This window comes from Paenibacillus sp. IHB B 3084, assembly GCF_001447315.1.
Lineage (GTDB): Bacteria > Bacillota > Bacilli > Paenibacillales > Paenibacillaceae > Paenibacillus.
In genome coordinates this window covers 4714161-4726560 of the sequence record NZ_CP013203.1, presented here as the reverse complement: position 1 = coordinate 4726560, position 12400 = coordinate 4714161, and the positions used below count along the sequence as shown (strand labels likewise).

Here is a 12400-nt window from a genome sequence, read left to right as displayed (position 1 = left end):
AATGTACGTCAGAGCATAGCTTAATGCTATGCCCTAACTAACTAATTGGCAGCCTGCTTTTCCACACGAATGGGCTCTCTAGTCGGCTCGATATATCCCTGTTCCTTTGCCGTAGGTACAATCTGATTTCCAGCCGTTCCTTCTGAATTTTCAGTTGGGCGATATTGGTCTGTAATTTGGAAATGTCCTTGCTCGCTGTATTAATCGAATAATTGATTTGATAAATGTGCGCGTATCTGCCAATCAGCATACCAGCAATGACAATGCACGTTACAAGTGTCAAAAGATACAGCAGCTTTTCCCGAATCGGCAGCTCTCTACGGCGTGTAACGACTTTAGTGGTTTCACGATACCGTTGTTGCTGAACCTGTTCCTGACGGGCTCTTTCTTTTACAGCCAAATTACCGCGTGTATAAGCCATGTCGCCTCTCCTTCTCCATTAAATTTACAATTTTTCGGCAACTCTCAGCTTGGCTGACCGGGACCGTGGATTAAGCTCCAATTCCTGCTCTGACGCCACAATCGGCTTACGATTCACCAGCTTCAGATCCCCTATCATTTTGTCCTCCAAAATAGGCAAATCAGATGGATAGATGCTTTTCGCCAAATACTCCTTGAAAATATGCTTGCATATCCGATCCTCCAGAGAATGGAACGTAATAACCGAAATTCTGCCCCCTGGAGCCAGACATTTTACTGCCTGATGCAAAGTATCTTCCAGTGCACCCAACTCATCATTCACAGCGATTCGCAAAGCCTGAAAGCTGCGTTTGGCCGGATGTCCCCCGGTTCTGCGTGCCGCAGCCGGAATTCCTTCTTTGATAATATCGACAAGTTCCCCTGTGGTGTGAATTGGCTTGTTTTTTCGACGTTCAACCATAATCTTCGCGATCCGGCGTGAAAACTTCTCTTCTCCGTAGTGAAACAAAATACGCGCAATCTCTGCTTCAGACCATTCATTGACAATCTCGTTAGCCGTCAGCGAGCTACTCTGATCCATCCGCATATCTAGCGGCGCATCATGATTGTAGCTGAATCCCCGTTCCCCCTCATCGAACTGGGGCGAGGACACACCCAGATCGAACAAAATACCCTGGACCTGCGGGACGCCGTCTTTTTCGGGCAATCCCAGTTCAGCCAGCCTGTCCTGCAGGTGGCGAAAGTTGGATTTCACCAATGAAATCTTTCCTTCGTAGGCCGACAGCTTCTCACGCGCATTGTTCAATGCCCAGTCATCCTGATCAAAGGCTATCAGCCTTCCCTCAGGGCCAAGCTGTGACGCAATGACGGAACTGTGTCCTGCCCCTCCCAACGTGCAGTCCACATAGATCCCGTCCTGCCTGATGTTTAGTGCCTGTGTTGCTTCTTCCTTGAGTACGGTAATGTGGTGAAACAAACGGCTGACCTCCTAAATTACAATTCAAAGTTGAAATCAACCAATTTCTCAGCAATGTCGTTAAATGCTTCTTCTGATTGGCTGAAATATTGCTCCCAAGTGTGCTTGCTCCAAATCTCTACCCGGGTGGACACTCCCAATACGACGCACTCTTTGGTAAGCTTAGCGTATTCGCACAAATTCCCCGGTAAATTTACCCTGCCCTGTTTGTCCAATTCGCATTCAGTCGCGCCCGAGAAAAAAAACCGGGTAAACGCCCGCGCATCGGCCTTCATCAAAGGCAGTGCTTTAAGTTTTTCTCCATGACAGCCCACTCATCCATGGGATACACGAAGAGGCATTGATCCAGCCCGCGGGTAACTACGAACGAGGCACCCAGAAGTTCACGAAACTTGGCCGGAACAGTAAGCCGACCCTTCTCATCAATGCTATGTTGGAACTCCCCATAAACATTGGTTTCGTCACCCCTTACCCCATTCTCCCACTTTGGCCCACTTTCCACCACCTAAGCATAATAGATTCGCTTTAAAAAATCAAAGACCTTCTTTACATTTCCAAAAAGTAATAAACAACAAATCCGTACGGTGATGTCTATTATTGTTGCCACGTATCGTAACACGCCAAAAAGCCCCTTTTTCCATGAAGACGAACTCCCGACAATATGCATCAGGTTTCGAAACAACATGAAAATAAAGGGCTTAGTCTCATTCATCATACCATCCTATACAAACACCTGTGTTACACGTTAAAACCTTTGAACCCGGCCAACGTGACCGGCAATGCTCAAGTTATGCATTCCAGCTATCCAGATAGACCTTTTGGTCTTCTGTTAAAGAATCAATCTTGATTCCCAGGCTATCGAGCTTGAAGCGGGCTACCTGCTCATCAATTTCATAAGGTACATTAATTACAGCTTTACCCAACTCATTATAACGATCGTTCACATATTTCAAGCCAAGCGCCTGAAGTGCAAATGTGGTATCCATAATTTCCGCAGGATGACCATCCGCCGCAGCCAAATTCACGAGGCGTCCTTCTGCCAGCAAATACATTTTACGTCCATCCTTGAAGCGGTACTCTTCAATGTTGCGACGCACCGTCCGAATGGATTCGGAACGTTTGGCAAGCTCAGGCTTACTAACCTCCACATCAAAATGCCCCGCATTACACAGCACAGCCCCGTCCTTCATGACATCAAAGTGCTCTCCGGTAATTACGGCTTTGTTGCCAGTCACCGTAATGAAAAAGTCACCCAGCTTGGCTGCTTCCACCATTGGCAACACATGGAAACCATCCATATGCGCTTCTACTGCCTTGATTGGATCAACTTCGGTTACGACCACGTTGGCTCCCAGCCCTTTCGCACGCATCGCAACCCCTTTACCACACCAGCCATAACCCACCACGACGACTGTGCTGCCTGCCACAACCAGGTTGGTTGTGCGAATAATACCGTCGAATGCTGACTGCCCAGTACCATAACGATTGTCGAACAAATATTTGCAGTAAGCATCGTTAACGGCCACCATCGGGAAGTGGAGTTGACCCTCTTTTTCGAGCGCCTTCAAGCGGATAATTCCGGTTGTCGTTTCCTCAGCTCCACCACGGATGGTAGAAATCAGATCAGGTCGTTCGGATTGCAACAGAGTAACCAGGTCGCCTCCGTCATCAATAATAAGGTCCGGCTTCGTTTCCAGCGCCTTAATTTGCAAGCTTTTAAACTCAGCCGGGTCCGGATTGTATTTAGCCAATACCGTAACTCCATCTTCAACCAATGCTGCACAAACATCATCCTGTGTGGACAATGGATTACTACCCGTAATCGTGACTTCAGCCCCGCCCGCCTGTACTACTTTAGCCAGATAGGCCGTTTTGGCCTCCAGATGCAGACAAATAGTTACCTTCAGACCCTTAAAAGGCTGCTCCTGCTCGAACTGTTGACGTATACGGTTCAATACCGGCATATGGGCTTCCACCCAATCAATTTCAGATGGCCCTCAGGTGCCAGTTTAATATCGTGAACGATGCTGTTTTGCAAAGAATGCGAAGTCATATTTTATTCCTCCTTCATATTGGTTGTTGCTTTAGCATGCTAAATCATACATAAATGACACGATGCGTACCCGCCAGATCGGTAGGTACATCCATAATCATATCGATCAGGCCAAGGCCGTAACGGTTTAGAAAATGATAAATCGTATACACCCGTTCCTGCGGCTGTCCGAACGGAAAAAGTGACCACTCGATACGATCCCATTGACGAAGCGCTGATTCATTTTGCCGGAACAGTGCTTCCTGAACTTTTGCTTCCAGATAGGAAATCTGTTCCAGAATCTTCTCGCGATTGGTCTCTCCCAGCCGGAGTAAACCTTTTTCAATCAAGCCTGACTGCTGTATCAGCGGTTCGTATATACGGACAAAAGCTTCCTTGGCCCCTGCAAACTGCTCCTGCATTCCAAGCTGATCGTGAGTGACAATCCATTGCTTTTTCCGTTCCTCAAGCCCGTCTCTAACTTCGCCAAAGCTCAATTCATACTTCAACATATGCTTTTCCACACCTGGCTCTACCAACGTAAAGGACATCCGTGGCAGCAGTAATGGCATCTGCATCTCCAGCACGCCGAAGGCATCCCGTGTAATCGCCCAGTAGGCAATTTCTCCTAGTCCCAGCACAGAGGCCAGCACTGGAAATAGTGAGTCCTGCATAAGAGGACGGGTTAGGACATTGTTACTAAAACGTTCCGGGTGCCTGTCTGTCTCTTCGAGCAGTTCTTCGACTGTAAATGCCACCTGACCGCGGCGATCCGTGAACAACCCGTTTTGCTTGAACAGCAGCAAGCGTTCTTCTTCATGGATATAAAAGAGATTCGCGCCGCCTTCATGTACATCTGCTTGCAAATGATAGCCGTAATCTACAATCCGTGCAGCAGTCGCCCGGTAAGCTTGCTCCAGTTCATCATTGTGCTGAACCAACCGACGGAAAACGGATGCCTCCAGCTTGCGCAACGAAGGATCAGCAGAATCAAGCAGCACTAATCCGTAGGCGCCGAAAAGAAGTCCCAGCAGTTTGGCGAAGCTTTCACTTAGTCCGTATGAGTCATCGAAACCATGCTCAATCATGCGCAAAATATCAGCCTTATGCTCTGAGTCGGGCAAGCTTTGCTCTATATCAGCCATGGCTTGCTTCCACTCTGCGGCATCGACCTTAATGGCACTAACCGAAGAACGACGTTCCGGCTGCTTATTGAGCTTGATTTTGACTGCTTGCGGGTCATTCGCCATTACATAGGTATGATTGACTTCATCCCAGTCATGATCCTCACCCGCAATCCAGAAAACGGGAATAACCGGACGCTCCAGCCGTTCTTCCGCTTCCCTGGCCGCCTTAATAATCGTAGCAGCTTTGTAAACGACCAGCATCGGACCTGTGAACAGTCCGCTTTGCTGCCCGCCAGCTACCACCAGAGCGTCTGGTTGCTCCAGCCGATCCAATGAAGCATAAACCGCCTCGTGTGCGTTGTATTGCTCATTGTATATGCGGAGACATGCTACGACATCCTTACGGTTTAATCGTAGATGCTCCGTCTCATCCAGTCGCTTCGCTCGTTGGGCATAAGCATCGGCATGCAGAACATCATATTCATACAAATCGCGTGCGCGTCCTGTACCCTGTATGTAATCTTCTGCCAAAGCCGACCCTCCGCGAAGCTCTGCCGGAATTATTCTCATGGGTCTGCCTCCTGTCTCCACCAAAACCTTACTGCTTGATTGTACCGAAAGCCCTTGTCCGCGTCAAAGCTTCTCACAAAAAAACCGCCGAGCAAACTCGGCGGTTGGTGCATAAAACAACATCAGGCGTAAGGCTCAGCTACAAAATGTCCTTTGGACACTTCGATCAGCTTGGCATTTTCCAGGTTATAGGCTCCTGACTTATTGCCGGATGCATCATTTGTATGAATTGGACCGGCTTGATCGCCAGGCATAATAATCCGTTTTTTGTTAGCTTCAACTTCCGGATCGGGAACCGGAATCGCCGATAGAAGCATTTTCGTATAAGGATGGATCGGGTTTGCATACAACTCCGCGCTTTCTGCAAGCTCAACCATTTTACCCATATACATTACGGCTACCCGGTCACTGATATGCTTGACCATCGAGAGATCATGCGCAATGAACAGGTATGTCAGACCAAGACGCTCTTGAAGCTCTTTTAATAAGTTGACAACCTGAGCCTGAATAGAAACGTCAAGAGCCGAGATCGGCTCATCACAAATAATGAATTTAGGATTAACCGCCAGCGCACGGGCAATACCGATACGTTGACGCTGACCACCGGAAAATTCATGGGGATAACGGGTTGCATGATCCGGGTTCAAACCTACCAGATCCAGCAACTCTTCAATCCGTTTTTTGCGCTCAGCACGGCTGCCTGCCATGTTATGAATATCCAGTGCCTCACCAATAATATCAGAAACCGTAAAACGCGGGTTCAAGGATGCATACGGATCTTGGAAGATCATCTGCATATCACGGCGCATGGCTTTCATTTTACCTGATGATAATTTGTAGATATCCGTACCGTTAAAGCGCACGCTACCTGCTGTAGGCTCATATAAGCGAAGAATGGTACGGCCCGCTGTAGATTTACCACAACCTGATTCACCAACCATACCTAGTGTTTCGCCTTCGCGAATATAAAAATTCAGGTTGTCCACCGCTTTGAGCACACGGTTTTTGCCAACATTAAAATACTTTTTAAGACCTTCAACCTCAATTAAATTGTTGCTACTCACCATGATCTCACCTCCTATTTCTTCAGCTTCGGATCAAGCGCATCACGCAATCCATCACCAAAAAGGTTGAACGCAAGCATAATCAAACTGATCAAACCTGCCGGGAAAAGCATACGCCAAGGATAGTACATCCATCCTGTCAGAGCTGATTCAATCATTGAACCCAGCGAAGCTTGAGGAGCTGGCACTCCTAATCCCAAGAAGCTCAAGAAAGCTTCGGAAAAAATAGCGGTTGGAACACTCAACGTCAAAGTAACGATGATTGGCCCTACAGCATTTGGCAACAGGTGACGGAAAAGCAAACGACCTGCTCCAGCACCCATGGAACGGGAAGCAAGTACAAACTCTCTGTTTTTGAGTTGCATCATTTCCCCACGTACAATCCATGACATGTTAATCCAGCCGGTCACACAAAGTGCGATAATAATCGTCGTGATGCTTGGCTCCAGCACAACGAGCAATAGGATCGTAACAAGCAGATAAGGAATGGAATACAAAACTTCAGAAAATTTATTCATGATTTCGTCAACACGGCCACCAAAGTAACCCATAATTCCACCATAAATAACACCAATCAACAAATCGATCAAAGCCGCGGCCAAACCAATCGTTAAGGAAATTCGAGCACCCATCCAAGTACGGACGAACATGTCACGGCCCAAGTCATCGGTTCCGAACCAGTGTTCCGCAGAAGGGGGCAGGTTTGTGCTCAGCAAATCATTAGAATAGTAATTATAGGGTGACAATCTCGGACCAATCAAGGAGAAAAGCACGATTAGAAATAGAATAATTAAGCTAGTCATAGCAACCTTGTTTTGACGAAGCCGTTCCCAGGCGTCACGCCAAGCAGATAAGCTTTCTCGCTTAATAAGTTCAGATTGCTTCTCATCCACTCCAACTTTCTGGAAATCTTCTGGTTTCATCTGAAGCTTGTCCAAATTCACAGCATTGTCTTTCACAGACATAAAGTTACCCCTCCTTCCTACCGGTCAGCTTAATCCGAGGATCAATAAACCCGTACGCAACATCTGTAATAAAACGAGCCAGCATGAGCAAAACACCGTAAAAAATTGTAATGCCCATAATCATAGTGTAATCGCGGCTTGTGATACTATCCACAAACACTTTACCGATACCACCTATCCCAAAGATTCGTTCAATAACAACAGATCCGGTAATAATATTCGCTGTCATTGGGCCAACGTAGGTAACAACCGGCAAAATAGCATTCCGCACAACGTGTTTAAACATGATCGTTATCGATTTCAAACCTTTAGCCTTAGCCGTCTTGATATAATCCGCATGCAGCACTTCCAGCATACTGGAACGCGTCAATCGAGCAATAAATGCAATCGGTTGAGCAGACAAAGCCGCAACAGGCAGAACGTAGTCCATCGGGCCCTCAAAACCCATAACATTAAACAATTCCAACTTTTGGGCAAAAAGAACTGAATCAATGATGCAAGAACAAAGCTGGGAACCGCAATACCCAGAATTGCCATTACCATCGCTACCGTATCAATTAACCTGCGATGATACAACGCCGCAAGCATGCCTAGTAAAATACCGACAATAATAGAAACAACGATAGCAACCAAACCTAACTTAAGTGATACCATAAAGGTTTGTCCAATAATGTCGCTTACTTCTTGATTTAATTTCTTCATGGAAATTCCAAAATCCCCTGTAACAATATCACCTAAGTATTTAAAATATTGCACATATACAGGCTTATCCAGCCCATACTGTTCCATCAATCGGGCTTGAATCTCAGGAGACGTCGCTCTTTCACTCATGAAGGGTTACCCGGAATTGCCTTCATTAGAAAAAACGTCGCAGAGATCAGAATAAGCAAAGAAATAAGCATAAAAACAAATTTACTGATCAAATAACGCGCCATCGCCCGTTTACACCCCCATATTTTTCGACACCATTCGATTCTATAGAAATAGAGTTAGGTTGTCCACTCTACTTATATGCATGGTTACATAATTCATGAAAAGAACCCTCACACACAAAAAAACGGGATATATATGGTAGTATCCACATATATATCCCGAAGTAACCCTTCAACTTCAGAATCAAGTATCAGCTACTTACTGTGTTATATAAGCCCTTGTAAAGTCAATTGCACCACTAAAATCCAAGGCAATCCCTTTTACATTTGGTTTCGTTAAGGAAGTATTAGAGTAATAGTAAATAGGTAACAAAATCATATCATCCTGAACAAGAAGCTTCTCAGCTTTCGCAAATATTTCCATGCGTTTACCTGGATCAGTTTCTGTTCTAGCCGCTTTAATTAAACCGTCATATTCTGGATTAGCGTATCCAGAATTATTGTTACCATTACCAGTTGTCCAGATATCCAGGAATGTCATTGGATCATTAAAGTCAGCAGACCATCCACCACGAGCAATTTGGAAATTCAATTTGTTACGAGTTTGGATAAATACGCCCCACTCCTGATTTTGCGTTTTCACGTCGATTCCCAGGTTTTTCTTCCACATATCCGCAACCGCCAAAGCAATTTTTTGGTGCCCTTCAGTGGAGTTATAGAGCAAGGTTATTGTAGGAAGAGAAGTTACGCCTTCTTCTTTCATACCTTCTTGAAGCAGTTTCTTCGCTTCAGCCACATCTTCCTTGAAATAATCATCTTTGTGCTCATTACGATATTCCTGAGACAAACCTTTAATACCCGGAGGGACAAAGCCATAAGCAGGAATTTCCCCACCCATCGTTACTCTTTCAACAATCGGCTGACGTTGAATGGACATTGCAAAGGCTTTACGAATTTTAAGATTGTTGAACGGTTTTTCAGTAACGTTAAACAAATAGTAATATGTGCTTGCAATACCTTTAGCCTGGAACTCATTAGGCATTTCATTTTTTACAGCCATCATTTGATCTGCAGGGATTTCGCCATTAGGCTTACCTGCATAATCAAGTTGTCCACTTCTGTAAGAAGCGAGTTCTGTTGCACCGCTGTTTACAAGGGACATTGTAATTGTCTTCAACTTAATTTCGTCCTTACCCCAATAATTCTCGCTTTTGGAAACTTCGATCTTTTGACCAGTCTCCCAAGTCGACAATGTGAAAGGCCCATTAGTGATCATGCTTTCTTTTTTAGTCGCCCATTTATCATTACCTTTAACAGACGGGTGCACCGGATAATAGGTGTAGAAAGCAGTCAAGCCCAAGAAGTAAGGTGTTGCATGTTCCAGTTCTACCTGCAATGTATGGTCGTCAACTGCTTTGACACCTACATCTTTGAAGTCTGGAATTTTAGTTCCTTTAAAAGATTTGGATGTGCTCAGGTTGTATCCCTCAGCATTCTTGATATAGTACAATTGGTAAGCATACGGAGGTGCTGGAGCCGTGGAAGGATCCAATACCCGTTGCCAAGCAAATACGAAGTCACTTGCTTTGACAGGGTCACCATTACTCCATTTTGCAGTATCCCGAAGCTTGAACGTATATGTTTTTCCATCATCGGAAATTTTCCATGATTCAGCTACGCCAGGAATTTCTTTACCATCAGGGCCCATGCGAACAAGACCTTCATACATTGTTTTCAAAACAGTGTTTGCTTGAGTATCTTGAGCCTGTGCCGGGTCAAATGTTGGCGGCTCGGATGCCAGATTAATGCGCAAAATTTGTTTGTCGGCCGGAGCCGGCGTAGTTGATGCATTTTCTTGTGCGCCCTTACCATTGTTATCGTTCTTGGCAGAGCCACAACCTGCTAACAGTGCGCCTACTGCAAGAATGAGTGTCAAAAGGACTAAAAAGCTTTTCCTTTTCATCTAGCGTTTTCCCCCTAGTTCTAAAGTGGTATATGTTTATAGATTATACAACCAGCGGTCAAAAAAATCTACATCACATTTCTTTAAATTGAGCTTTTTTTTCAAAAAAACATGATTAATTCATATTTTTTCAGGTTTTCATGTCATGTTATATCACATGTTATTGAATATATTTTTAAATATGCCAACAATAGTTAATAAAATATACGCCAATGTCATTGCTATAAAAGTCAATCTCCAGACTGCTCTACATAATCTTTTGCCATCGACCTTACCCTTTATTCGATTTTGGGCTCCTCCAATTAAACCCAGCGCCAGAAGAAGCAACAATAATATCAAATAAAAACCGAATCGTGATGCAAAAATGACGTTAAAGAGCGCCGCGACGGATAGTATCAGAAAAGCCGTGGTAATGTCCATAGATATAAGCAGCGACTTCTTTTTTTCCATTTTAAGCAGGTAGCGGCAAACCGCAAACACGATCAGAAACGGAAAAAAGGGAAGAATACTAAATGTGATGATGGTACCTTGTATGAGACTCAACTGATCACCCCTCTTTTAGCCGCATGCCCTCAATTAATTGCCATAATACCGCATGGGTTGGTGCAGTAACCCCCGCTCGCTCTGCCATCTGCACCAGCTGTCCGTTAATGGAAGCAACCTCCGTCATGGAATGTGCAAGTACATCGGTCAGCATAGACGACTGATTCTCTGCCGTTGCCCGGCAAACCTTCATAATCTGATCCCACCATACACTGTCCCACCGAATACCATTGGCTTCGTACACTTGAATGCCCTCTTCGTATAGCTTGCGCATCATTTGTATACGACCCGGGTCGGAAAGCAACTCTCCATTGGGGATTCGCCATATTGCTGTCAGTGGATTAATCACGGCGTTAATCAGCAACTTGCGGTATATACCGTTCTCGATTTCTTTCGACAAGCAAACGTCAAATCCTGCTGCAAGCAGCCGATTTAGCACACATTGTTTGAAACTCCCCGCCTGTACTTCCTCCAGTTCATCCGGACACCCAATTTCCGTAGCCCCCATCCCGGCATGTACGACGGATGCTACTCCCATTCTCTTGGCTCCTTCGGTCGTTACCGCAGGGTATACCGTAGCTTCAGGACAGGCTTGTCTGATTCGTTCTATATGTCCGATTCCGTTCTGTAAGCAAATAATTCCGATATCATTTTCGATATTATCCGCAGGTTTAATCTGCTCCAATACTTCCTCAATCGCCCCCTGTTTGGTCATTATCAAAATCCATCGTGGCGGAACCTGTGAATTCAAGCGTTGCCAATCTGCCAACGGCGCTACCTTCAATGTGTCTCCGATCACATGAACAGCAACCTGTCCCTCTTTTTCAAGCACAGTAATCCCCTCACATGCAATGATACGTGCCTGCTCAAGCGTTCGTGTCCATAACCTTACTTTCGTGCCTGAGGCTGCCAGCCTCCCGGCAAACAACAATCCGAGCGAACCTGCTCCAATAATATCAATCACCTATGTATCGTCTCGCTTCCATCTTTTTTCTACTATATCATATGCACTCTAGAGAAATACAAAAAACGCCAACTACGGCAAAGCGCGAGTTGACGTTTTATTTAACATATGCTGCTGTAATTTTGCTACTCAATGCGCTCCAGATTCCCATTGGCGTCCATTTTGAATCTGGATTTTAGCTCTTCCTCATCCTCGGTGATTAAAGCCAAGCGACGAGCCCGGTCCATAATCTGAATCAGGGCTTTGTAATCATCATTTACAACACGATAGTCGGTTTGCACCTCGTTAACCTCTTTGGACAGCCGGTCATTAATAGAGCGAAGTTGATTTAATTCCTCTTCCTTTTCACGTAAATCTTTTTCCAGCATTTTAATCTGTCGATTGGTTTCCTGTACAGATCCCTTCCATTGACGCAAAAAGCGGATCACAGCGTCGATGGACAACGTATCCTCACTCGTTCCATCCGCTCTGTATACCCCTTCAGCCATATCAAGCGTGGCAAAAGCCGCCACCTGAGATACACCAACCGGACTCTGCTTGCGAATATAACTGCGTTTTTGACGCTGCGCTTTAGCAATACTGATGGCTTCATCATAACGCTTGCGCACGCAACTGTTCCAGCGGAAGCCACATGCCGCGGAGGTTCTTCCTATTTTTTGCCCAACCTCTTCAAATGCGGCTAGCTGTGTTCCGCCTTCCCGGATATGACGCAATGTCACCTCCGCCAATATCAAATCATCTTCCGCACTCCATGCATCTTGTCTTATTGCAGTCATGCCTCTAGCCCTCCTAACAACATCCTGAAATAACCGTCTTCATGAACCGGTCTTACCGGTATTTGAATAGGGTATAAAAGCTGTTTATTCATTTCTATGCCTCTCGTAGAGTTCATAGAATCTATTTG

At 45.4% G+C, this 12400-nt stretch carries 9 protein-coding genes and 3 pseudogenes; all 12 read right to left on the bottom strand.

Features of this window, described 5'->3' with window-relative positions:
* Nucleotides 1-37: 37 nt before the first annotated feature.
* The 12 genes and pseudogenes from ASL14_RS22140 to ASL14_RS22085 all read right to left on the bottom strand — a co-directional run bounded on the left by ASL14_RS22140 (nucleotide 38) and on the right by ASL14_RS22085 (nucleotide 12272).
* A complete protein-coding gene (locus ASL14_RS22140) occupies nucleotides 38-421 on the bottom strand; it encodes a hypothetical protein (protein ID WP_223264090.1) in 384 nt (127 codons plus the stop codon).
* A 24-nt stretch (nucleotides 422-445) separates the two neighbouring features.
* Nucleotides 446-1396, bottom strand: coding sequence for a 16S rRNA (cytosine(1402)-N(4))-methyltransferase RsmH (gene rsmH, locus ASL14_RS22135; protein ID WP_134913483.1), 951 nt, complete (start codon nucleotides 1394-1396; stop codon nucleotides 446-448).
* A 17-nt stretch (nucleotides 1397-1413) separates the two neighbouring features.
* Nucleotides 1414-1898 (bottom strand): annotated as a pseudogene (gene mraZ / locus ASL14_RS22130) (division/cell wall cluster transcriptional repressor MraZ).
* 286 nt (nucleotides 1899-2184) lie between these two features.
* A pseudogene (locus ASL14_RS22125) lies at nucleotides 2185-3449 on the bottom strand (adenosylhomocysteinase).
* A 44-nt stretch (nucleotides 3450-3493) separates the two neighbouring features.
* Complete coding sequence (bshC, locus tag ASL14_RS22120) at nucleotides 3494-5125, bottom strand: bacillithiol biosynthesis cysteine-adding enzyme BshC (RefSeq protein WP_134913482.1); 1632 nt, start codon at nucleotides 5123-5125, stop codon at nucleotides 3494-3496.
* Between the two features lie 122 nt (nucleotides 5126-5247).
* Nucleotides 5248-6192, bottom strand: coding sequence for an ABC transporter ATP-binding protein (locus tag ASL14_RS22115; RefSeq protein ID WP_187644770.1), 945 nt, complete (start codon nucleotides 6190-6192; stop codon nucleotides 5248-5250).
* 11 nt (nucleotides 6193-6203) lie between these two features.
* On the bottom strand, nucleotides 6204-7154 hold the full coding sequence (locus ASL14_RS22110; protein WP_134913481.1) for an ABC transporter permease: 951 nt from the start codon (nucleotides 7152-7154) through the stop codon (nucleotides 6204-6206).
* Between the two features lie 4 nt (nucleotides 7155-7158).
* A pseudogene (locus ASL14_RS29005) lies at nucleotides 7159-8089 on the bottom strand (ABC transporter permease).
* 196 nt (nucleotides 8090-8285) lie between these two features.
* A complete protein-coding gene (locus ASL14_RS22100; protein ID WP_134913480.1) occupies nucleotides 8286-9989 on the bottom strand; it encodes a peptide ABC transporter substrate-binding protein in 1704 nt (567 codons plus the stop codon).
* Nucleotides 9990-10142: 153 nt separating this feature from the next.
* On the bottom strand, nucleotides 10143-10532 hold the full coding sequence (locus tag ASL14_RS22095) for a DUF3397 domain-containing protein (protein ID WP_134913479.1): 390 nt from the start codon (nucleotides 10530-10532) through the stop codon (nucleotides 10143-10145).
* 4 nt (nucleotides 10533-10536) lie between these two features.
* Complete coding sequence (locus ASL14_RS22090) at nucleotides 10537-11496, bottom strand: ketopantoate reductase family protein (protein ID WP_134913478.1); 960 nt, start codon at nucleotides 11494-11496, stop codon at nucleotides 10537-10539.
* Between the two features lie 125 nt (nucleotides 11497-11621).
* Nucleotides 11622-12272, bottom strand: a complete 651-nt coding sequence (locus ASL14_RS22085; protein WP_134913477.1) for an RsfA family transcriptional regulator — start codon at nucleotides 12270-12272, stop codon at nucleotides 11622-11624.
* Nucleotides 12273-12400: the final 128 nt, after the last annotated feature.